Origin of the sequence: Acaryochloris marina S15 (assembly GCF_018336915.1) — a bacterium.
Classification (GTDB): domain Bacteria; phylum Cyanobacteriota; class Cyanobacteriia; order Thermosynechococcales; family Thermosynechococcaceae; genus Acaryochloris; species Acaryochloris marina_A.
Genome location: NZ_CP064925.1, coordinates 191346 through 212519 on the forward strand (window position 1 = coordinate 191346; position 21174 = coordinate 212519).

Here is a 21174-nt window from a genome sequence, read left to right on the forward strand (position 1 = left end):
GGCCAGGGCCGAACAAACCTAATCTTGCTCTGTACTGTGCCTTCCCTTCTGGTAGCAACTCCATTGATCGGGGGCGGTCTAAGCGCTGCGGGCCAATGTCTCCTCGACAAAGATTGCATCAGTCGGACGTATAGAAGCGAGGTTAGATCTTTTGCAGTCCAGTATTTTTGGGCTATCTACAACCCCTGGCTTGCGGGGGAGGGCCTAAGCGTTGGACTGGCCCTGATGTTTTGGGCAGCGATGATCGTCACATATATGCAGATCCTTTTGTTCTTCGTTGCATTAAGGGCACTGATCTTTGGTGCTTTCCCCGTCCGCGCATTCATCAAACCTTAGGAGATATGGCGATGTTTGAAGTCCTCTTAATAATTGCAATCTCAGGCCTAACAACGTCCTTTTGGCACGTCAAAGGCAGTAACGACAATGCGATCGCATCAGTGAAACCAAACCGCAGGCCTACCAATAATTAATAGGTGCATTAACTCGATAAGCAGCGTCAAACAATTTCCCAACTAACAAACGTAAACTCGCTAAAAGGCAATAAAGCAATGCACAATCTAGACGATATCCTCCAACTATTAGAAGTTTCCCAAGAGACCCTTGACAAAATCCTGAAGGCTATGGGTTGGGAGGGTTTGACCCAGTTTGATGATAGCCAGTCAGAACTATTGATGGTCGTAAACGCAGGTCACAGCTCCCACGGCTGGAGTTATACCGAAAGCTATCTAAGGAACGTTGCTCACAAGCAGGGTTTAACCCCCGAACAATATGACGAACTAGCTTCAGCAATCACAGGATCGGGTAGCACTCTGGGACAATACCGCGAACGTTTTGAAGCTCTGTGTCAGCGAGTTCAGGCAGGGGAGAAACCTAAAACTGTGATCGAATCAGCTTCGGCCCCCTCCGATCAAGAGATCAAGGTAGCTGCAGAAAAGTCCGGTGTTGGCATGGAGGGCAACGAACTTGTGAACCTGTTGAAAGGGATTGCACGGGCAAATGCCAAAAAGCTTTGCGAGACGGTTGAAGAACTTGCCGCTATGGGTGCAGCGGATCAATTAACTGCTCAAGAAATTTATATTGCCGAGTACCGTCAGGTTGTCTGTGAAACCTTGCAAAGTGCGGATTTTAAAAAGCGGACTGATGCAATTATGCAGGGAGGTACTGAGACAGAGCAAAAAAAGCAATTGCAAAGCTTGATTTTTGGTCAAACGATCCCCGCAGGACTATTGCCCAGCAGCAACTAGTTTCCTATCTTGAGACCTATCTAACAAAAAACGGTTTGGCGCTTAAACAACGGTTCGCCCAGATAGAGGCGACCAAAAGGAAGTTAGACCAAGCCGATCGCGCCCTGCGAATGAGACAAGTTGAAAAGGACATCCAGCGAGAAAACAAATGGTACAGGCTAACCCATATCTCGATTGGGATAGGCATCGGCGTTGCATTAACCCTCTTTGGACTGTCCTTTAAAGATAACCTCAGCAATCCAGCTCCAGTTGTGCAAGTCGAAGGTAAATAATCATGTCTGACAACAGCAAGAAGTTAAGGCTGTTCTTTGCGATGGCCGAAGGCCGCTCTTCGAGCATCGCAACTTGATACCAACTTCCTGGTATCACACCTATTGATTCACTCAAACTTTCAAATTCTATAGGGATTCTGTATTACCTAACCCAATCATTCGTCCATCCATCCCAACCCAAAACTTAGTCTTTTGAAATCCCTAGAGAATTCATATTACCTAGCTAAGGCTATTCGTTAAGTACACCAGTCACAAAGTAAAAAAACTATGCTCACCAGAAAAGTAATCGTGTGTTGCAGTATTGGCGCTTTAGTACTTCTATGTTCAGCGTCTGCCCTGTTTATGAAGCCCCTGGAAAGGGAAAACCCTGTATACGTGGACACAGGAGAAAACAGCAATTAGTCCCAAAAACTTATGCTCAAGTGGATTCCGCTTATTCTGACCGATGGCTAAAAAACAATAAAACGACCTCCCGATCTTCCAGTCCAAGAGGTCGCAAATAAATCCTTGCCTAAATTATAACGAGGTCACCCAATGATGACTAACCCCTTTTTCGGCTACTACGAGCAAATCTGGATCGACCACCAGACCGACTACGGACAGCACCCAGACCCATGCATAGGACTGCCACTAGACCAGATCCAAGACCGGGTTTCGTCCTGGTTGGCTGATTTTAACCCGCTGATATCACCTGAGCCGCAGGCAACTGAGAGTATCCAGGCGGGCATTGTCCAGCGATTCTATGGGTGGTAGCGATGACCCAATACTCAAAACCACGATGAACCTCCGGGTTGGGAGTGGGGGAGTGTTGCAATTGCATGTATTGATGATGTGCCGTTTTGAGTATGGGGGTTGCAATGCGTTAATGCGATCGCAACTTGATACCAACTCCCTGATATCACACCTATTAATTTATCCAGTCTTTCAACCTTTCAAATTCTCTCGGGATTCTGTATTGCCTAATTAATTTTCTCACCCATCCACTCACACCAAAAGCTCAGTCTTTCAAAATCCCTAGAGAATCCATCTTAGGTAATTTCATTCGATGACTCATGTATAGCAAGGACTTCGACCAATGCTAGACTCTAATCCAATCACTCTAAATCCTCTCTACAGCACGTTTTTTGATGCGATTAGAGAGAATCCATCGCTTTACACCGACTTTCTTCAGGTCCGCGCACTCAGCAATAAAGCCCATGCAACCATCGCCAAATGGGATGGTGTTGTTTGCCCCGGCTTCTTCACTGACGAACACGGGTTGAGTGGTCAGGAGATTGTAGATCTGTTAGTCCAGAACTCAGATAGAGGGCTACTAGAGGATTACCAGCAATTTCAGGCAGATGGCGAGACAGTTAGAAATATTTGGGCTAAACATAAGGACGTTGTAGACATGCGCTTTTGGACGGTTGAAAGCGTTCCTATCGTGTATGAAATCGCTGAGTCTTTAGGATTGGAAGCTATTCATTAACTTTCATTTTCTGGAAGGATTCTGTATTACCTAGTAACTTTGTTAATGCACTGCGATAAATCAGGCTTTAATGCATCGATTTTGTATTGCTCACAGCCTTTGAAAGTGTCAGTGTGCAAAGGGTTCACAGCACAAGTTAGTTCGCTGGGTTCCTTGCCGTAAGCTTCAATTTCTCCAGACGGATCAACCCAGTATCGACAACTAAAGCACTTGTCGCGAACGTGAGGATATGCTTTAGAAAACCAAGGAATTTCTCGAAAATTTAGTCGCCATGTAATCCTTTGATTTTCGCCTTCAACAATGTAAAAAGCACCCATTTCATAAAGCCAAAGCATGGTGAGATAGGTATGCTCTGGATTGATTTGCTGTAGACGAGCTTCATCAAGATTTAGCCGAGTGATTTTTCTCAGGTAAGCAGCTCCATTTTTTATGAAGCGTTTGACATTATGCCTTGGGTATTTCTGGTGAATCTGACAATAAAGGTAATCCCTGACTTGTTCTTCCCGGTGCCAGATTTTTGAGTGCTCTTTGGTCATTCTTGGGACAGTAACCAGGCACCCACCTAGAGATGCTGCGCTCCCCCATAGAATGCGTCGGGCAAGGGGTTTAAGTCCTCCGACTTCTGCGATCGCAGCACTAGGAATTAAACCCACGGATAGGACCATAAAGGCCATCGCAATCTCGTCTTTAGTTATTCGTTTCACTGTGCTTTACCTTCGTGGTTAAAAGGAATATTCGGAGCGGTATAAGGATAATTTTCAAACCCGTGCAGCGACTTGAGTGGATGAGCGGTTGATGGGCAGAACATTTCTAGCTTGCATGGCTTAGCTCCAACTGATCGGCGGCAGGGTATTTCCAGTTCAGATATGCGGCGAGTCCATGACCGGGGTCGGGTGTGCGGTGCGTCCCAATCACAACTGAGCCAGCTCTGACAATGTTCTTGACTTCAGCAATAACGGCGTCTTTCGTGGGTGGCGTCCATCTGCCAGAAACTAAGATTTCTCGCTCTTTGGACAGTTTTAGCGCAACGTCCATCGGCATCTTATTCAGCTCTAAAACCCTGTAGAGGTATGCTTTGTATGCCTCCACACATCTAATGTTCTCAGGGTCACTATAGGGATGGAATGGGGAACGCAGAGGGCCACTCTCTAGCAGGTAAACCCCTTCTCTGTGGGTCGTTCTAGACAATTTCTTTACTTTGATATTCATCGAACTGCCTCCAACTGGAGTTGTTTAAATCTTTGAGGGAAGCCCTGACTTAAAACTCTGGGGTAACCACCAGGGCGCGTAAGAGTGTACGGATTTGAATCGATAGAGCTATTACGATGAATAGTTTTCGGCTAGAGAATAGTTCTGCCCTAACCTGTTCCTAACCTGTAAGGTTGTTTGTTGCGCTGAATGGGCAGAGTTGCCCTCAGTGACCCCTTTCTGCTCGAAGGTTTCAGGATGCATTAACAACAAACCATTGCGAGTGGCCAAGGCTTCAAATCTGCCAGTGCCGACCATTACCGTAGTTTTAAAGGTGGAATTGTGCAACGCCATGCAGGCCATTAGCAAGCCGGGGCTTGGCGGTAAAAACCAGTCGCCTGTGATTGTTACATCAAAGGACTTTGCGATTTTCTGGGTTAAGGTTGATTGTGTGTTAAATATACCGATATCAGGTATTTGACACCGTGTTACAACCATTTCGCTGCCCTGGTTAGTTGTGAACATGCTTACGCCGATTAATTGGCCATAGCGGCTCATCGCGGCTTGATGGTAGTCGAGAACTTCTGTTAGAGTGCGCTCACCTTTTGCGATTCTGGATTGATCTGAAATCATTGCCAGATGCCATCCTCCCTTGTGCGCTGTTGTTAAGGCTGCTAGCAATGCTTGTCGGGGTCTGAGGTGGTTGACTGGTTGGAGTTCGGCGGGGTCAATGATGAGTAATTTGTTGGCCATTATGAGAACCTTTTGTTGTTGGGTATCGGCAAACCAAGAAGTGATTCAGATTTAAGGCTGGTACTAATTAGTCGTATTCGGCCTGCAAGTTATCAGTAGCTTTGAGTGCGAGGGTTCCTTGGATAACGGCATCGATGGCGCTTTGCTGGTCGTTAAATCGCTTTGTTAAGGTGCATCTGCCATATCGCCCGTACCAGTGGCCTAAAGTGCCGAAAATCGTTCCCCAAAAATGACTGTAGGAATGTCCAGGGTTTGGACTCAAGACGTGAAACGTTGAAGAGCTTTGTAAGTCTGGAACTAAATTGATTTGAGGTTTTTCGAGTGTTGCTGAAGATGTCATGAAAAAAGCTCAGTAATGTGTGCAAAAGGCCCCACCCAGCGCTGGCCAAGTGAGGCCAAAAGGTTACGCGCCGATGCTTTGACGTAAGTTGTGTTCAGCATCGATCCAAGTTTTTCTCTGGGTCCAGTCAAACTGGCCGACATCTTCGCGGTAGGAAGGGAACAGCTTCAGGATTTTGTTTTCTACTCCGTCTAAATCGCCGGGTTCAACTTCGGCAAACTCGAATATGTCCTCACCGAGCTGTTCAAAGCCTTGGCGGGCTTCGTTGTAGCTTGTAAAAAAGTTCTTCCATCCCTCCTTGCTGCGGAATTTTGCATCGCCTTTCACTACATGAATGGAGACTTGCGCTACTGGATCGCCGTTAAACATGCCCAGCAGCCCTGGAATGATAATGGAGGCAAGGCCGCTGGTTTTTTTGTTGGTCTCTCGCTGTGGAAGCTTTTCGGCGTCTAACTTGAGGATGTTGAACAGCTCTATGGCATCCTCAGTCTTATTCAGGCGTTTATGGCCATGATGCAATGCACGGGCAAACTTTTCTAAATCAGTTGTAGGGTCGATATCCTTTGGGTTGTGGTTTTTGCAAATGTGATGCTTGAGCTTGAATTTCTCGTGATTGTTCTCGATACCCTGAGGGTCGAAGTGGTCTTTAATCGCAGTTTGAATAGATTTGATTGTTGCGTTTTCAAGAGACATGATTTTGGATTCCTTTAATGTGCAAAGTGTTGTGATTGGGAAAGGTCGCCCGGTCTTGGGATGGAAGGCGGCCAAGCCTTTATCTGGTGGCGGTAGACGGCTTTGTGCCAGGGACGGGAACATGGCCCCAAGTGCTGGTGATATGCTCAAACTCAGAGGCAATTTGCTCTTGGTGTTGAGCGTTTGCGGCCTCTACAGATTCATATAGGCGGGAAACAGCTTGGCCAAAAGTCCCGAAGCGTTGGGAGCGCTGAAAACTGTTAACTATGTAATAAAAGTTATTGCTGTGATCGCGGTAGATGCTGCCTAGAACCTCGTCATGGTTGTAAGCGATCCAAGTGTAGGCTCATGGTCAATACCGATAGGCTTGGCCTCTGTTTTTCCAGAGCATACTTAGCGCTGTTTCACGGTCTCCTGAGTAAATCAATTCGCTAACAGTGTCATACCCTTTTTCTGGTAGGCAAAGGATCGAAGCTTCCCAGCCGTCACCCAAAATGTTTTTAGTAAGACTTCCAATACACTGCCTTGACTGTCTCAACATCAAGTAACAGTTACCTTGGCCAGTGGAATAGTTGATGTTTTCCTCTAGCTGATACAGAGCGTTTTTCTTGAGGACATTTAAGCGTGTAGCTGTTTTGGTCAGTGTTGCATTAGTCATGATATTTCTTTGAATTCCTTTAATTTGTAAAGCGTTGTGATTAGGAAAGGCCGAAGCGGTAAGGGAGAGCTTCGGCCAACGGATTGCTAGTAGCTAGGGGCCGCAGAAAAGACGGACGAGACCAACTCCTTGATCTGCGGATTCTCTTTGAGCTGTTCACGGGATACACGAAGGTATTTTCTGACCGTCCATCTTGAAAGCCCAAGGCTAGCGGCGATGTTGGCCGATCCCTCACCCTGCCAGTAATGAGCTTGGATGAGCTTTACATTGAAATCTGGCAATGCAGTAGTGATAATCTGATCGAGCTTGTCTCTTAAATCGTTATTCGGCTCAGTATCGATGGGGATATCCTCATGGCCCACAGGTTTAATGCACTTGAGTTTTTCGCAGGTGACCTTGGTTCTGCGGTAGTATCCAAACTCCTTATCGAAAAGCTTGATAAATAGCTGTCTGAGCTGAAATGACACCCAGCTTTTGAACCCTTTTTTCCGTCCGGGTTTATTTGGATTGTGGTTGTTCGCTGCCCGCTCCACACAAATCACACCCAGTTGATACATCTCCTCAGTTGGAATGTGTTCGGAGCCATTAAAGCGATGGATTTGTGCCAAAATGACCGGGCGACACTCTTTCACTAGCAACCCCATCGCCCGGTCACCGCGAAGGCAAATCCGTTTCTCTTCGAGTGTTAAGCCCTCTTTCTTGCGCTTCAGCAATTGAGTGCGTTCTTTAACATGGGCCACTAATGCCCATTCTTCTTGTTCTGTCAAACCCTCACGGGTAGAGCGATTGCTATAACTATCCTGGGAAATAACTGTCTGTACCATGATGAATTTCTCTCTAAAAATGTGTCGATCAGGGTGATTAGTGGCTCACCCAAGCCAGAAAACTAGGCAACAGCTAACTCTTCAGACTCAGTAGAGGCAGCGCTTTCAATGCCCTCAATAATCGCCTTAACGGTTTTTGCGATCACACTCATTGACGCTTTGAATTGCTCAAGTGCCTGATCGCTTTCCCGGTTCCAACTAGTGATGTATGCAAAACTCCGTTTCTGATCTTCGGCAACCCCAAAATATTGAGTCACGCAGTAGGCCACAGATTCAGCCTCTAATTCCTTTTGGGAAGTCAGAGAATGCCCCTTGTACTCTTCAGCGTTGTGCATCAGGGCATGGCCTAGCTCATGGGCGAGAATGCTAGCTCTTAACTCCACGCTCAGCAGTGGGTCAACCCGAATCTCAATTCCATCAGGCTTGTAGATGCATACCCCATACGAACCAGGATAGGCTTGCTCTAGCACCTTGAACCCTTGAGCTTCACCGAATGCTTTGAGATTTCGGTATAGCTCGGCCTCAGTGGTTTGAGCCTTGATATCTGTTTCCTCTAATTCGTCGCCATCGGTCTGGCTGATGTCAAAGACGCTTGCAGTAGTGAAACCAAAGATTTTCCAAGCCTTCTCCTTTGTTTTTTCATCCTCGACTTTCTTCTTGCAGGGAGCGAGGATAACGATCCCTTTCTCCCCTTTGCGAACCTGTCGCCCGTGCTTCTGCCAAGCCTTGTAGCCTGCCACATGGCTAGCATCTGGGCATTGGCCGTAAATTAGCATCGAGTTTTTTGCGGAATAGTTGTAGAACTTGGAATGGAAATCTAGATATTGTCGCCAATCGGCTTCAGTTGAAATATTCAGAATGCCTTGCTCTAATTTTTCGAGTGCTGCTTGCTGTTTGGCTTGGGCTTTCTCACGTTTTGATTGAGTGGTCATAATATTCATTCCCTTGTGTAGCGAGTGGGTGTAAGTGAAGTGGAAGGGGCAAAGATGCCCCAAGAGATTTCTAAATTTCGTCTTCGTAATCGTTTTCAGCTCTTGCGGTCTGATCGGCTGGCACGGTGTACCAGTCACTGAGAACACCTTTAAGTTCGGGGTGATTGAGAACCCAATTTTCGATCCGGGTTTGGGTGGTACGCTCTTCAGCGGAAGGCTTTCGGGTTACCATCAGCACCCAATGCTCATCGAAATCGATCTCAGCATCGAAGGGGCCACAGTCCTTTGTCTGAATACAAGCCAGAGTATAGGGAGGGCAGAAAGGATTCTCAGTGTGCTCGTTAACGAAGGCTATCCCATCGGCTTCAGTCTGAACCAGCCACATATCAGGCTGGGTTTGTGGCTGAGTGGTTAAATGAAGAGCTTGTGTTTCGAGTAGAGTAGACATAGTTAATCCTTATCAGGTTTTAACTGGGGCACCGCTTGAGATTCGCAGTCGTGAGCGGTGCCTTTGTTTGTATGTCTATATAATACCATTAATCGAACGTATACATTCATTTAAAAGGATTTGTTATATATGTATACATTCGATTTGCTGTGCTATTCTTTAAGTCGTTGATTAATTAGCTCCATCTATGTCAGTCAATAAAAATAGCTTGAAGAACTTGACCATTGGCAAAACAGCTCCAGACTCTAATGAGTTATTAGCTGAAACACCTTTGAGTGTTCGCTTACCCGCCAGTCTGGATAAAATCGTTCGACAGATGAAAAATAGACCGCAATGGCTACGATCCGCAATTGTTAAAGCTGCAATTGCGGATGATTCTATTGATTGGCCCAAGAATGATCAGGAATAGCTTAAACATCATCTTTTTCAGTAGCTCTTGCCGATATAATTGTCATTATAACTGAGTGTATACATTCGATTTATTCTATAATTCAGACACTGGACAACCTAAAAGTCCATTGATATGGAATTTCAGTGGAGTCATCTCAATGACCTCAGATAACCAGGACACTACCCCAACCCGTTTTTCTTCTTTGGTGGACTTATCCAAAGACTTGTTGCCTATCTTTGCTGTGATTGGTCTTCTAATCGGTGGTCTGTTCTTCCTGATCAATACCAGTGTTGCCGCTATTGTCCCTACCAGCGAAAGCAGATTGATCGACAGAATTGCTGATAACAGGATTGAGATTGAGCTATTACGCAAAGATATGAATACTCAATTTGAAGGAGTGAATAAACGCCTGGGTCGGATTGAGCAACTGTTGCTAAACGGTCAATCATGACTCATATTCCATCCCTGACTCAAGAACAGCTAGAACTCCTAAGATTAGCCAAAAAAAATTCTGTGGAGGAACTACAGCTTTTTTATGAGTTTCCGGTTGTCGATAACAGTGGGCCTTCAACCGTGCATCCTCTATTTATTCAAAAGCTGATTGATATCCATCTAATCCAGGTCAGAGAAGTAAAAACTTCTGTACTTGTTTCAGAGTTCCAGCAATCGAGCTGGACAGAGTATTGTAAAAACCTAGCTTACCCTACTCAAGTTGATTGGGACCGATGGCGGCAAGAATTCATCGCCCAACTAGGTGAGGGAGTTGAACAGCTTATGAATCCAGGGAAAGGGTTAGGGCAATTCGCGAAGGTTTGGATCCGAGAGATTCGTATTCGAGCGGTTCAACCGAGCAACCTATGAGCGGGACTGGCGTATGCAATTAGATTGCACCTGAAATTAGCTGATGGGACTCATACCAGAATTTTCAGCTTCTCTACGGTTACTATGTTAACTAGGTAATATAAATCCTGTATGGAATTTGAAATTTAACGGATGAGTGATTAATCTACCCAGTCAGGAAAGTTAGTGATTGCTTTGCGATCGCAAACACGATACCAATCCCAAAACTCCCACCCATCCCGCAAAATTCCGATAATGCAACATCCCCAAGTAAAGGCAGAGAGCAGAGCAAAAGCACGGTTTTGCGATGGCGACCTTGCCGATCTGAGGTGCGCTAGGCTCTTGCTTGTTTCGGGGGTGCCCACTTTCGCATCATCTCAGGCCAATTCTCGACTCAACACCAGCCCCCGAAACTTGCCCCGTGGCGAGCGTCTTTTCTTCTCCTCTTAGCATCTGCACCGATAATCCCGCATTCCCATTCTCGAACTGCTCGGAGACTTCCCGCCAACCTAGCTCCCGGTAAAATTTTGCAGAGCTGACCCTAGCGTTAGACCAAATCGGTCTTACTTGATCAGACTTCTGCAAATCCTCAAACAAGTACTGAATTAGTCCTGTGCCAATCCCCTGATTTCTCCAGTCTGGAGCCGTCGCCATTGCCATGAGTCACCATGAAGCTTCCCCGTGCCAGTTTGAGGGAATGAGAGTGACGCAGGCATTGAATTCTTATTCTTCTATTGGTGTCATAGCAGTAAGAGTGATCACCTCTGCGAAATTATCATTTATCACTCGGAAAAGTAATAAGCTCCCTTGTATTAGAGATCATAATTTTTCTAAGTCACTTTCCTTACATTTAATATTATTTTTTTAGAAAATAAAGCTTTCGATATGGTTTAACACTTAGTAGGAAAGCATTGTGAATTTTGCTAGGAGAAAGAAAATTACTTTCTGACTTTAAATTACTTTTTTATATTTTTTGGTTAAATTATTCTAATATCTTTGATTTTGCAAATATAATAATTTTTTTTGAGAAAATTACTCGCTTACTTTAAAGCATCTATCTAGTTACTTTTTCTGATATTTGTCGGTTAACAAATAGAATTTTTCGTGATAGAAATAGTCAATCAAACAAATTTATGGGATTCAATGAAGGCTAGAAGTAACACATTGGCTACTTTCTGACTCTCAATATTTCCTTATTTTTCTTTCTTTATGAGGTAGATTAGATTTTTTCTAAGGTACTTTTTAGCAGGTTATCTAGCAAAAAAAATTGACAATAGCTGGGCGACTGTAATGCACTAAGCCTTTCAGATAGTCCTGAGTCTATCTTTCGCATTTATAAGGTAGCTTCAGATACCATCATGCCTATGGTTGGTGCCTGAAGCATCTACACCATAAGTTCTAGCCATTTCTTGACATAAGTTTGGCACATTCCCAACAACCATATTAATCAAGGATCTCAAATCTTTTAGAGAAGCTTATAACACCTCAACCCATATGGAGAAAGTAAATGCAAATTGTTGCTCTAATAACACAACCTTCCAGTCCCTTACAACAATCAAAACCTATAGTAGTTCAGCCTCCTTCTGAGCCTATAAACCAACCCACTAACTCATATTTACAAAGAGATATAAACTATTTCCTAATTATTATCGGGCTAGCTATCCTAGCTAGAGTAATCCTGGGTAACTCTGCTCAAGTCAAAACATAATAGTGAGTCAAATACCTATGTTTAAACCATAGGATTTTATTCAGTCCCCTAGCCTGAGATGGTGCTAGGGGACTTCCTTATCTGCAATACTTACGCCAATATCAGAAGATATCGGGCTATTCAATCACAGCTCTCGTGCGGTCGTGCCCTTTAGCTGTGGCATAGGTGATCGTTCTGAGAAATGCAGAGAGTTTTTGAAAGGACGGTGCTACTTCTGTGCCAAAGATAATTCCTGATGATGTGCCGTTTCGATTATTGAGGGTCGTAACGCAGGAATGCGATCGCAAAGCAATACCAAATCCCTCGACTTTGCACCTAATAAATAACCCAATGTTTTCAGAATCCAGAAAGAATCTGTATTGCCTAGTTTTTCTCCTTTTTGCTCTAAGCCTGCTGTGGGGTTTGCTAAACCTCAGCCGCCAACCGCTTCAACTCAGCATGATCATTATCTTGCTGTGCGTTCCAAACATCATGATCGGCCTGCATACGCATCCAGGTCAGTGGCTCCAGTCCCAAGACTTTAGGCGGCTTCCATGAAACTTATTACCCTTAGATTGGTTGGATAAGGATATCCCATTTAGGCAAAAGTGGATTGCGTTTTAAACGCTCTTCAATGGGTCGCATTGCTTTTTTTGTGAGTGAGATACCTTTTTCATAAGTCCTAAAACTTAACTTAATGACAGGAGATAAGCCTTTCCAGGTCATACTTCGAGCCCATAGCAGCATCGTGAGTACATCAGTAAGCTTGGCTCCATTCCAGTGCTTTTCGAGAATTCCCCAACAGCGCTCAATGGGATTGTACTTGCTGTGATAAGGCGGATAGTAGAGCAGATGAATAGGGATGCCAATCTCATCTGAGAACGCTACCATTCGCTTGAGGAACTGAGTCCGAACCCCGCTACTTTCAGGGCCATTATCGATTTTGAGCTGAATTTTGTGAGTCTGCTGTTGCTGCTGAGGGGTGAGTTCTTTCCACCACTCTTGGAGGGTATCAACAATGAAGTCACTAGTTTTATAGGAATTACCGAAAATCAAGTACAACTGGGCACTATCCTCATCGACAATCCCACAGGGAATGTAATGCTCTTCCGTAAAATCATGATCACTGGCTTGGGTGTCACCTCGGGTTTGACCCCCACGGGCGAAATCACCAATGTTCACGGTGGCTTTACAATCCATGCTCAGACGTTTGATGCCTGCTCCTTGCTGGTCGTTGGCTTGGATGTTGTCAAAGATGGCATCTGTTTCTGGAATTTTTTTTGGGGTTTGGCTTTAACCACAGGACGCAGACGGTAGCCCATCCGGTTCAAAATAAGGGCCATTGTACTGGGAGCTGGTATTTGTTCTTCAGGATATCCCTGCTCTTTAAGTTGCTCGATTGCTGCTGCTGATGTTAAGCGAGTATAAGCAATCGTTGTCAGAAAACTGGGGTCTTGCTGGGCATGAATCTCGGCGATTTCAAGCAAGGTTTCTGCAGCAGCTGGAAATCGCTCTTCCCAACGCTTTGTGCCACCGAAACCAGCTTGGGCTCCAATACAAGTCATTCCTGTCCGTTTCTCTTCCAGTCCTAAGGCAACATTATTTCGTCCCCAGCCAAAGACCCTCTCAGTACATCGGGCACTCCCCCCGCAGTATTTCAGAGCCATCTCTGCCTGAAAACTACGGCGTTTTGCTCCCAGGAGAATGGAGGATGCCAGTCGCAAATCCTCGATTTGGGATGCACTGAGTTGAGGTTCCGGTAGGCACAGATCCAAGTCTTTGTTCCTTACGTTGTGAGTACATGAGTACATCTTACGTGAAGGTAATAAGTTTCATGGAAGCCGCCTTAGACAGCCTCACGGCCATGTCTGAGCTGAGGGAAATTTTGCCATTGACCAGCCGCGAAAAGTTACCAGGGCTGACCTCCAGTGCATGAGCAACATTGGCCAGTCGGTTTGATGAACGATCTTTGAATCTAGTCGGGGTACATTCCCCGTTGCTTACAACGAAGAATAGGAACCCCAATTAAAGCCTATGGATTGGGAGTTAAACATCTTCCATACCCTGTTTGCTTGCAGTGGGAGAGGATTGACTTCGCCAGGGTCAGTTAGGCTAGAAACTCGAAGCCAGTGATTTATATTGGGTCTAAAGCAGTCATAGATTCAGATCTCAAAAGGCACTGGTATTGCTTCCCCAATCGGGGGTTGAGAAGTAGTTCTGAGCAAAGAAGTTCTATCTGGCGCAAAAAGTATGATTTGGAAGCCTGCTGGATTTTCGAAGCCATTAGTAGCGTGATACACAGAATTGCCTGAAGTTTGGTTACCATCCCAATTAAAAAACTCTTCACGTCCATCCCAAAGTGTAGGAGTTCTTGTATTAAACGTTCCACCGAAAAATGAATTTGTTGATTTTCCAAACCCCAAGCTTGAGAAACTAAGCTGAATATCTAATTCATTACCAAAACCAGTCGAAGTGGAAGTAAAGGAGGTAAACTCACTACTAGTAATCAGGTTATCAGTCCCAGGATTCCCTTCAAACTCAACGGTCATTACCCCGTCTGGATATCCCTCAAAATCTGTAGCTGTGAATGATCCAAACCATAGAGTTGCAGCCAGGCTAAATGTTGAGTTTGATAATACCAAGATTGCAGCGAAAAAGGTCGTGGTAGCGATACTAAAGTTTATATGTCTGAAGTTCATAGATTTAATCCATTGTGAGAAAAATCTCTACTAAAAAATAAAAGGCAAGAGGTCTTTAGTAATAGAATCAAGTTTTTATTTAAACTTCTTTGCAAGTGTAACATTCCTAACTCAGCGCAAAGAGCATAGAAAAAGTGTGGTTTTGCGAAGGCAATATTGCCGATCTGGAGTGCGCTAAGATTTGCTCGTTTCGGGGGCAACTCTCACATTATTTCAGGCACATCTTTGATCCGGCACCAACCTCGGATCTGCTCAGCAGCAAGCGTCTTGTCTTCTAGCCTAGCTCCCAGTAAAATCTAGTAGAGCTAATCCTAGCATTAGACCAAATCGGTCTTACCTGATCGGACTCTCGCAAATTTTCAAGCAAGCACTGGATCATTCCTGTGCCAATCCCCTGATTTCTCCAGCCTGGATCTGTCGCCATTGCTCTAAGTCGCCATGCGATTTCCCCGTGCCAGGTCGAGGATATTAGAGTGACGCAGCATATGACTTATTTATGGTGGTCAAGTGCCCCATAATGCCGGGTTCCCTGGTCCTGGTCTTCTGCAAAGATGACTTCTTTGATTTAGCGGTGTCATGCAGGTGCTAGCTGCGTTTATATCAACACGAGAAGCTCCCTTTATAGGTGGGGCAATCTCTTAATGATTTAGATTCTCTAGTAGAACTTTCTGATGAGCGATAATATAGCATTAATCATGTCACCATGTGAAAGACATTTATATGAATCGCAATTGAAGTAGATAGAATAAAAAACTCCTTGAGTTTATCAAGGAGTTTATAAAACACAAAAGTAATGAGAACAAAAAGAGAAAATATAAGATACTAGCTCTCTTTAACTTAGGTTGCCCAATTAACTTATAAATCTATACCAAATCTTAGAAAAATTCTATATTAATCATTATGTTTCATAGCATTGATGCAAATATTATATAAATTTATTTTACCTGTATCCGCAGATAAAGAAATGAACTATTTCACTCATTGCTTTAGGTACTTTCTATAAAAACTTAATCTATTAGCCATTATATAGATATAGGAGTAACAGATTGAAAGAGGCTAGAAAAGCCAGAGTAATCATTTACTGTAGTGTAGTAATAACAGTATTAATGTGGGTATGGTATAAATCTATTCATCCTATTTCTCCTGAAAATTATAGTGCTATCTCAGGTATATTAGAGTCGAAAGAAGAAGTAATTATCAATAAATCAGTTAGATTAAGCTTCTATATAAAGAATAATCCAATTTCGTTTCAGATACCTGCTTACTTATATGAAAAATCAGTTAATCGTGAATTACTGTTTAAGACAGTTCATCAAGGTGATTTGATTTATTTTTTAGCAGATAAACATCAACTAAATAAATCTATTAATCGCTCTCCTGATTTAGTCAAGCCTATCACGGCATACAGCTTTAGATATGAAGACACAATTTTTTTGACTCTTGAGGCACAAAATAAAATTATCAAAGATCAAAAAATCTCAATACTAATCTCAACCTGGATGATGACGATTTTCAGTGTTTTTCTTAGTGCCTTGTACTTCAAAGTCATTCCAAATGACTTATTTAAGGTTAATGAGGACTGATATCTATAAAATGCACTGATAGTTTCATAAGAGTGTTCTTGTTATCGACCATCTTTCAAAAATCATTCATTACTTACACTAGAACCAATTGGGATAATCGAATTGTGCCTATCGGTCACTAGTTCATGATGGTTAGTCTTTCAACTAGATCAGGTCTAAGCCTGTTAGGGATGAATTAAGTTCTATATTACTTCTGGGGTTGATAAACTCTAAGCCAACTCTAAAGCTATAGGCTGACTGGAACAACTTGGCTTTAGCATGCTCAGGTGCTGCCTGCTTTCGGTAATTCTCAGCCTTGATCTCAATAATAAGAACATGGTGAACTAGGCGATCTACCACAGCCACTGTCATCATCGAGTCACTGAAAATGCTGTTCCATCGTGAGAAAGGATGATTGGCGGTAATCATTAATGAGTGCTGGGGTTGCAATCTCAATTCGATCCCAAACTCTAATCGTCATACCTAACAATGTGGAGCTAGAAACTTAAGCCGCTAGATGCTCTTCAAAATCTGACACTTCAATGTTAGATAGGCTATACAAAAACACACCATTGCCAACATTTACAGCTTGTCCAGATAGAATATCGACGCTTCCAGACAGAACATCAATAATACGTTGAGCTAAGGTAGGAGACACTTCAGACACATTTAGCATAATCAACTGACCAAGCTTCAGTTGTTCAATAATCTGTTGAACTTCTTCAAAAACTTTAGGTTTAACCAATCTAATCTTTTGCGTAGAAGAACCGAAGAGAGGAATAACGTTGCTCATGATTAGAGTGCTGATGAAATAATATAAGCACTATTGTTCCCTTTCTGAGACTAACTAGCTTATCAGTACTTCAAAAACTAGATTTCCTTAAGCATTAGAGAGGCTGGAATTCTTATACAGCGGATCGCAGGTTGGTAGGGGACATATTCAATCCTGGAGCATTTACTGATCAAGCTTTTTAAGAGTTGTGGCTGTCCCCCATCTATATGAAAACCGCTGTATTGAGAATGAAGTAAAACTGATTTCAGAGTCTGTCAATCAACCTTTCTATAAACTGGGTCTTGGCTGCTCCGACGACATTATGCTTTTCTTATCTGGATTCAAGAGTCGCTGTTCTGTAGCTTCGAGATCTTAAATACGAGAAATCAGTGCCCTAGTGATTATGAGTCACGGTTTTTGGCAAAATTGTTCTATTCATCTTCCGTCAATTGAGTTAAATGAATGTGCTTTCTGCCGACCTTGATTTCAAACTCATCGCCAGTTTGTACACCCATCTTTTCGGTATAGGCAGACCCGATAACCATCTGCCCATTCTGATGAACTTTGATCCGATAGCTTGCTTCTCGACCCCTACTGTCGCTATTGGCATCACCATCAAGCGAAATGCCCTTGGCTTCCAAAATGGCATTCATAAAACCACTCAGGTTAACTTGCTTGCCGACTACATAGCCACACTCTTTCGCTTTTTCCCGCTTTGACAAGTGAGATAAATCCTTGAGCTTACTGAGTAGTTCTTTACCAACCAAGGGTTGAATATCTTGTTTCTTTGCGGCTACTCTTTTTTTTGCCATTAATGCTGTATGTCCTTGACTGAACTAAATTGCGAACGATTTAGCCTACTATAACTCTCAATAAGGCCAGAGGTCTGGCCTTATTGACCTTGAACGTTCGTCCCATCTATTTGGCTTGAACAATAAACAAGAAATCCACTATTACTCAAGTGGGATATCTTCATTCAGGCAATTAGATAGGGAACTTCTTTTCAGAAAATCAACAAAGAGCGGACGATTAGCGCTTGATAATGTGAAGCAGCCAGAACAATCCGGGAAGCGCTATATAGGAGATGATTGGTACGATAACCGCTACAGCAATGAGAGTGACGACGAGCCGATCAGAAGACACGTTTTGCGAAATCCATGGCGGCACATAGTAGACCAAAGGAAGTAGTGTAATAAAGGTGAAGAACGCCACCAAATGCCGGTTTGGCGGCGTCCGTTTTTGGTTGGAGTTCATCGTTACTGTTTGGAGAAGTAGCTATTTATAACATAGCAGTATTTCGTCGTATAGCCTGCGAGCAACTGGCCCAAGCCACTTCGCTAATCATTCATGATTTCAATGGGTTTAGCTATCACGAAAACTGGCTTCACAATTTATCCATCAGCATGTCCATGAATGGGCGCAGAGAAGGTGATTGTTGAGAGACCCCAGAATCCGTTAGAACGAGATATGGCTGAGGTTTGTTTTCAGCACTTTTAGAATGTCTTCTCAAGTAGATCCCTGAAATCCATAAAGAGCGTCTATTAATTATCAATCTTACTATTTCTGAATAGATTCTTCGAGATATTTTAGATAATTATTTAATTGAGACTTAGTTTTGCAAAACTTAGGCTTTTCAGATATCCCTTTACAATCAAATCCATTTAATCGTTTATTAAATGGATTTGATGATGTTGATGAATCAAAATAATCTCTAGAATAATTTTTTTTATTCTTCAATGGTAATACTTGACTAATCCCTAAAGGTGTAGGAGTGACAAAAGAATTTGTTAATAACAAGCTTTCGTGAGATACATTTTGGTTTCCCCTAGAAAAACTAAACAGGTTTCCTAGCACTGGTATTCCGCCGAATATAGCATGCCAAACCTGGCCAATAATTGGAATGCGGAACCGACCTCCATCTAATGTGGCCTGGTTGGTGAATGTTGAGAGATCGAAAAAGTCTAATGCTTGAGTATAAACAGATGTTTCTATAGTTTGACTACCTACTCGTGAAATCTGAGGATTGTTCTTAGCGTTATCTCCAGTACCTTTAAATTCAGGATCAGTAACTTCCAGCTTAATATTAAGTTCAGCTGAAGTTGAATTACGTAATATGCCAGGTGTGATTGTTAAATTAGTTCCTGTCTCTACTTCAACTGGTTCAATTCTCTGTTGAGCTAAAGCAATTGCAAGACCAAGTAATTTAGTCGCAGGAACACCTGAGCTAGCGACTTCTGCAGGGGAAGAGCCTGCTGGCAAAAGAGTGTTGATAGAATTTTGCAGCGTTGATGCTTGTGAAAGTAACTGTTCAGCATCTTGAGACTTTGCAACTTCAAAAACACTTGTTGATGCTGACTGAATTACTGTTTTAACTCCACTTAGTGTCGATATAGTGGTTCTACCAACTTGCGCAAAAGTGACTTTCTTTTCTTTTCGAATTAATTCTTGAATCTTATTTAGTGTTGGTTGAGTAAAGAAATCTTCAATATCTTTCTGCAATGGATCATAAAAATCTTGCAAAGAAGTATTTAAAGAGTCTGCTGTTTGTTGGAGAGCTTCAAAGTCAGAGTCATTAGGATTGATAGAAAAATCAGCGTATTGAAATGCAAACTCTAGTATTTCTTTTTGTCTTCTAATAGCTATTCTTTTAACTTCTCCAGGTTTTCTTTCTTCCCAACCACACTTTCTATTTATTTTTGAGTTGTCTTTATTTGACTGCATATTATTGCAGTAAGAATTAGGTTTAAAACCTCTTGATCTAAAAAAACGTTCAAAAGGTTGTTTGCCGATTTTTCTTATAGAAGTAAAGTAATATTTATAACGATCATCATCTTCTTCTAAATCAGATAGAGATTGGTGTATTTCTAGGTAGAATTTTTTAGGATCTTCGACAAAATTTCCTAAGATACCTACATCTAAAATAGATGGCTCATGAGATAAATCACTGATATGTTTATATCCTATATTGTTCAGTAATATTTTAAGATTATCAGGAATTGGAAACTCTTCCTTTTCCAAAATAATTTCAACAGATTTACTTTTCAGTAACTTAAATGTTCCTCTGACTAACTGCTGAGTAAGATCTATCTCTTGACGCACTTTAACCATTGCTTTTGCTAGCCTTTTTGGATCATTGCTTGATACTTGGATTCCCCATAGTTGCAACTTAATTCCAGGCAATGGAAGATCAATAGCAGTTATAAATCTTTGAGCACTCTTAATATAGTCTTTAGTTCCGACTAAAAATATAATATTGCCACCTCCTTGACCAACTCCTACTCCTGCTTCTAGATTATTTATTGGTAGGTCGGATGCACAGCCAGGATCTTCAAAAGGTAGTTTATTCAGTATCTCGGTAATATTTTTTGATTTTCTATAATAGAATAATTCGACTCTTTGAATTTTTAGTTTATTCTCATCTATAATCTGAGTATTATCTTTATCTATAATCTGAATATTATCCTTGCTTTTCTTTTCAAGTTTGGTCTTGAGTTCACTAAAGCAGTCTGAATCCATTGACTTTGATACCATTTCAGTTCCTGTATCTTTAGATGTCATTTCTTCAGCAGCAAGGGATTGAACACTTTTCCCCAAAGAAGAAGTAGCACTCCACATCAAAGTAATAATAAGTAACTTGTAATTCATATAGATATTTCCTTCTAAAATTTATCAATAGATTTACTTTTTTTTAGGGCTTGCTAAAAAATAAATTGAGCTGTTCCGAGGATCAAACCATACCAGAAATGAGAGTAGGTTGCTCCTTGCAAGGGTTGTTATAAAAGGAGATGGGTGCGGATCTTTTGAAGCGACAAGATTTATATTCCCTCAAAAAAGCCCATAAAGCAGATGGAGAATCTTTTGTAAGATGTTTAGTCAGCAGTTAAAGTTTTAGGCGAAGAAGAGATTTATAGCTTGAAAACTTTATATATCGTTCTGACAAGCTGCTGCCAAAAACATATCTCCTCATGTTTTGAGATTTTCCAGCCAAATGGCATTAGAGGCAATACCTGTAAATATCATTTACCGCAAGTAATCCACGTAATTTTATAGATGGGAAAGTATCGTCTTAAAAGAGCCGCACTTAAAAGAGATAAGGTCGTTGCCTTCTGTTGCAATATCGTCTTTCCATTTGTGACTGCTCCTGGTAACCAGAATGAGTCACCTTTGTTTAAAACAGCACTATCAAAGTGATGAGTACAGCTCGAACAGTAGGCATAGACCTGATCGAGACTATCATCAGCTTGGATGGCGCTTATGACAGTCGTGTCAACCGGAAGGCGATTTTCAATTGGGGTATGGTGCCTAATATCAACGAAAATCTCCGTGGCAGAAAGGTTCCAAAATGAGGACCCTAAACCCCATCTTCTAGAAGCGGTTTTTTTGCTATTGAGCGTGTCTTCGCT

24 protein-coding genes and 2 pseudogenes are annotated in these 21174 nt (G+C 42.5%); 7 read left to right on the plus strand and 19 right to left on the minus strand.

Annotated features, from left to right (window positions below; genetic code table 11):
- The first annotated feature begins 548 nt into the window (after positions 1–548).
- The 3 genes from I1H34_RS29270 to I1H34_RS29280 all read left to right on the plus strand — a co-directional run bounded on the left by I1H34_RS29270 (position 549) and on the right by I1H34_RS29280 (position 2984).
- The gene (locus I1H34_RS29270) at positions 549–1244 is read left to right on the plus strand and encodes a hypothetical protein (RefSeq protein WP_212666857.1); all 696 of its coding nucleotides are present in this window, start codon (positions 549–551) and stop codon (positions 1242–1244) included.
- Between the two features lie 35 nt (positions 1245–1279).
- Entirely contained in the window at positions 1280–1516 is a 237-nt protein-coding gene (locus I1H34_RS29275; protein WP_212666858.1) for a hypothetical protein, read from the plus strand.
- 1075 nt (positions 1517–2591) lie between these two features.
- A complete protein-coding gene (locus I1H34_RS29280) occupies positions 2592–2984 on the plus strand; it encodes a hypothetical protein (RefSeq protein ID WP_212666859.1) in 393 nt (130 codons plus the stop codon).
- Between the two features lie 26 nt (positions 2985–3010).
- Here I1H34_RS29280 and I1H34_RS29285 read toward each other — a convergent pair whose 3' ends face one another.
- The 9 genes from I1H34_RS29285 to I1H34_RS29325 form a co-directional block, all read right to left on the minus strand.
- Positions 3011–3688 carry a hypothetical protein gene (locus I1H34_RS29285; protein ID WP_212666860.1) on the minus strand — a complete coding sequence of 226 codons (678 nt, stop codon included), beginning with the start codon at positions 3686–3688 and terminating at the stop codon, positions 3011–3013.
- A gap of 106 nt (positions 3689–3794) precedes the next feature.
- A complete protein-coding gene (locus tag I1H34_RS29290; RefSeq protein ID WP_249370283.1) occupies positions 3795–4019 on the minus strand; it encodes a hypothetical protein in 225 nt (74 codons plus the stop codon).
- A 285-nt stretch (positions 4020–4304) separates the two neighbouring features.
- Entirely contained in the window at positions 4305–4925 is a 621-nt protein-coding gene (locus I1H34_RS29295) for a hypothetical protein (RefSeq protein WP_212666862.1), read from the minus strand.
- 67 nt (positions 4926–4992) lie between these two features.
- A complete protein-coding gene (locus I1H34_RS29300; RefSeq protein WP_212666863.1) occupies positions 4993–5265 on the minus strand; it encodes a hypothetical protein in 273 nt (90 codons plus the stop codon).
- A gap of 63 nt (positions 5266–5328) precedes the next feature.
- A complete protein-coding gene (locus I1H34_RS29305; protein ID WP_212666864.1) occupies positions 5329–6081 on the minus strand; it encodes a hypothetical protein in 753 nt (250 codons plus the stop codon).
- 229 nt (positions 6082–6310) lie between these two features.
- Positions 6311–6616: a hypothetical protein gene (locus I1H34_RS29310; protein WP_212666865.1), complete on the minus strand. Its 306-nt coding sequence runs from the start codon at positions 6614–6616 to the stop codon at positions 6311–6313.
- An 86-nt stretch (positions 6617–6702) separates the two neighbouring features.
- Entirely contained in the window at positions 6703–7440 is a 738-nt protein-coding gene (locus I1H34_RS29315; protein ID WP_212666866.1) for a sigma-70 family RNA polymerase sigma factor, read from the minus strand.
- A gap of 62 nt (positions 7441–7502) precedes the next feature.
- The gene (locus I1H34_RS29320) at positions 7503–8372 is read right to left on the minus strand and encodes an ArdC-like ssDNA-binding domain-containing protein (protein WP_212666867.1); all 870 of its coding nucleotides are present in this window, start codon (positions 8370–8372) and stop codon (positions 7503–7505) included.
- Between the two features lie 70 nt (positions 8373–8442).
- The gene (locus I1H34_RS29325) at positions 8443–8820 is read right to left on the minus strand and encodes a hypothetical protein (protein WP_212666868.1); all 378 of its coding nucleotides are present in this window, start codon (positions 8818–8820) and stop codon (positions 8443–8445) included.
- A gap of 187 nt (positions 8821–9007) precedes the next feature.
- On the opposite strand from I1H34_RS29325, the gene I1H34_RS29330 reads away from it, so the two are divergent.
- The 3 genes from I1H34_RS29330 to I1H34_RS29340 all read left to right on the plus strand — a co-directional run bounded on the left by I1H34_RS29330 (position 9008) and on the right by I1H34_RS29340 (position 10072).
- On the plus strand, positions 9008–9229 hold the full coding sequence (locus I1H34_RS29330; RefSeq protein ID WP_212666869.1) for a hypothetical protein: 222 nt from the start codon (positions 9008–9010) through the stop codon (positions 9227–9229).
- Positions 9230–9368: 139 nt separating this feature from the next.
- On the plus strand, positions 9369–9662 hold the full coding sequence (locus tag I1H34_RS29335; RefSeq protein ID WP_212666870.1) for a hypothetical protein: 294 nt from the start codon (positions 9369–9371) through the stop codon (positions 9660–9662).
- Positions 9659–10072 (plus strand): hypothetical protein, encoded by a 414-nt coding sequence (locus tag I1H34_RS29340; RefSeq protein ID WP_212666871.1) that lies wholly within the window; start codon positions 9659–9661, stop codon positions 10070–10072. Before I1H34_RS29335 ends, I1H34_RS29340 begins: the two co-directional genes overlap by 4 nt.
- A 351-nt stretch (positions 10073–10423) precedes the next feature.
- Here the strand turns inward: I1H34_RS29340 and I1H34_RS29345 are convergent, their stop codons facing one another.
- The 5 genes and pseudogenes from I1H34_RS29345 to I1H34_RS32455 form a co-directional block, all read right to left on the minus strand.
- Positions 10424–10705 (minus strand): GNAT family N-acetyltransferase, encoded by a 282-nt coding sequence (locus tag I1H34_RS29345; RefSeq protein WP_249370284.1) that lies wholly within the window; start codon positions 10703–10705, stop codon positions 10424–10426.
- Between the two features lie 1170 nt (positions 10706–11875).
- Positions 11876–12046 carry a hypothetical protein gene (locus tag I1H34_RS29350; protein WP_212666872.1) on the minus strand — a complete coding sequence of 57 codons (171 nt, stop codon included), beginning with the start codon at positions 12044–12046 and terminating at the stop codon, positions 11876–11878.
- A 262-nt stretch (positions 12047–12308) separates the two neighbouring features.
- A pseudogene (locus I1H34_RS33180) lies at positions 12309–13549 on the minus strand (ISAzo13 family transposase).
- 351 nt (positions 13550–13900) lie between these two features.
- Complete coding sequence (locus I1H34_RS29360) at positions 13901–14437, minus strand: hypothetical protein (protein WP_212666873.1); 537 nt, start codon at positions 14435–14437, stop codon at positions 13901–13903.
- A gap of 274 nt (positions 14438–14711) precedes the next feature.
- Positions 14712–14924, minus strand: a complete 213-nt coding sequence (locus I1H34_RS32455) for a GNAT family N-acetyltransferase (protein WP_315874911.1) — start codon at positions 14922–14924, stop codon at positions 14712–14714.
- A 559-nt stretch (positions 14925–15483) separates the two neighbouring features.
- Between I1H34_RS32455 and I1H34_RS29370 the strand changes: the two genes are divergently transcribed.
- Positions 15484–16020 (plus strand): hypothetical protein, encoded by a 537-nt coding sequence (locus I1H34_RS29370; RefSeq protein ID WP_212666874.1) that lies wholly within the window; start codon positions 15484–15486, stop codon positions 16018–16020.
- 258 nt (positions 16021–16278) lie between these two features.
- Here the strand turns inward: I1H34_RS29370 and I1H34_RS33185 are convergent.
- The 5 genes and pseudogenes from I1H34_RS33185 to I1H34_RS29395 form a co-directional block, all read right to left on the minus strand.
- Positions 16279–16434 (minus strand): annotated as a pseudogene (locus I1H34_RS33185) (ATP-binding protein); the annotation flags it as partial.
- A 70-nt stretch (positions 16435–16504) separates the two neighbouring features.
- On the minus strand, positions 16505–16792 hold the full coding sequence (locus I1H34_RS29380; RefSeq protein ID WP_212666876.1) for a cell division protein SepF: 288 nt from the start codon (positions 16790–16792) through the stop codon (positions 16505–16507).
- A gap of 410 nt (positions 16793–17202) precedes the next feature.
- Positions 17203–17583 (minus strand): AbrB family transcriptional regulator, encoded by a 381-nt coding sequence (locus tag I1H34_RS29385; RefSeq protein ID WP_212666877.1) that lies wholly within the window; start codon positions 17581–17583, stop codon positions 17203–17205.
- A gap of 217 nt (positions 17584–17800) precedes the next feature.
- Positions 17801–18025: a putative antibiotic biosynthesis monooxygenase gene (locus I1H34_RS29390; protein ID WP_212666878.1), complete on the minus strand. Its 225-nt coding sequence runs from the start codon at positions 18023–18025 to the stop codon at positions 17801–17803.
- Positions 18026–18328: 303 nt separating this feature from the next.
- Positions 18329–20416 (minus strand): hypothetical protein, encoded by a 2088-nt coding sequence (locus I1H34_RS29395; protein WP_212666879.1) that lies wholly within the window; start codon positions 20414–20416, stop codon positions 18329–18331.
- Positions 20417–21174: the final 758 nt, after the last annotated feature.

Bases quoted from the DNA above. Each gene is read 5' to 3' on its own strand.
- I1H34_RS29270 (WP_212666857.1), top strand. From the start codon at position 549: ATGCACAATCTAGACGATATCCTCCAACTATTAGAAGTTTCCCAAGAG.
- I1H34_RS29280 (WP_212666859.1), top strand. From the start codon at position 2,592: ATGCTAGACTCTAATCCAATCACTCTAAATCCTCTCTACAGCACGTTT.
- I1H34_RS29290 (WP_249370283.1), bottom strand. From the start codon at position 4,019: ATGGACGTTGCGCTAAAACTGTCCAAAGAGCGAGAAATCTTAGTTTCT.
- I1H34_RS29295 (WP_212666862.1), bottom strand. From the start codon at position 4,925: ATGGCCAACAAATTACTCATCATTGACCCCGCCGAACTCCAACCAGTC.
- I1H34_RS29300 (WP_212666863.1), bottom strand. From the start codon at position 5,265: ATGACATCTTCAGCAACACTCGAAAAACCTCAAATCAATTTAGTTCCA.
- I1H34_RS29305 (WP_212666864.1), bottom strand. From the start codon at position 6,081: ATGTTCCCGTCCCTGGCACAAAGCCGTCTACCGCCACCAGATAAAGGC.
- I1H34_RS29310 (WP_212666865.1), bottom strand. From the start codon at position 6,616: ATGACTAATGCAACACTGACCAAAACAGCTACACGCTTAAATGTCCTC.
- I1H34_RS29315 (WP_212666866.1), bottom strand. From the start codon at position 7,440: ATGGTACAGACAGTTATTTCCCAGGATAGTTATAGCAATCGCTCTACC.
- I1H34_RS29320 (WP_212666867.1), bottom strand. From the start codon at position 8,372: ATGACCACTCAATCAAAACGTGAGAAAGCCCAAGCCAAACAGCAAGCA.
- I1H34_RS29325 (WP_212666868.1), bottom strand. From the start codon at position 8,820: ATGTCTACTCTACTCGAAACACAAGCTCTTCATTTAACCACTCAGCCA.
- I1H34_RS29330 (WP_212666869.1), top strand. From the start codon at position 9,008: ATGTCAGTCAATAAAAATAGCTTGAAGAACTTGACCATTGGCAAAACA.
- I1H34_RS29335 (WP_212666870.1), top strand. From the start codon at position 9,369: ATGACCTCAGATAACCAGGACACTACCCCAACCCGTTTTTCTTCTTTG.
- I1H34_RS29340 (WP_212666871.1), top strand. From the start codon at position 9,659: ATGACTCATATTCCATCCCTGACTCAAGAACAGCTAGAACTCCTAAGA.
- I1H34_RS29345 (WP_249370284.1), bottom strand. From the start codon at position 10,705: ATGGCGACGGCTCCAGACTGGAGAAATCAGGGGATTGGCACAGGACTA.
- I1H34_RS29360 (WP_212666873.1), bottom strand. From the start codon at position 14,437: ATGAACTTCAGACATATAAACTTTAGTATCGCTACCACGACCTTTTTC.
- I1H34_RS29380 (WP_212666876.1), bottom strand. From the start codon at position 16,792: ATGAGCAACGTTATTCCTCTCTTCGGTTCTTCTACGCAAAAGATTAGA.
- I1H34_RS29385 (WP_212666877.1), bottom strand. From the start codon at position 17,583: ATGGCAAAAAAAAGAGTAGCCGCAAAGAAACAAGATATTCAACCCTTG.
- I1H34_RS29390 (WP_212666878.1), bottom strand. From the start codon at position 18,025: ATGAACTCCAACCAAAAACGGACGCCGCCAAACCGGCATTTGGTGGCG.
- I1H34_RS29395 (WP_212666879.1), bottom strand. From the start codon at position 20,416: ATGAATTACAAGTTACTTATTATTACTTTGATGTGGAGTGCTACTTCT.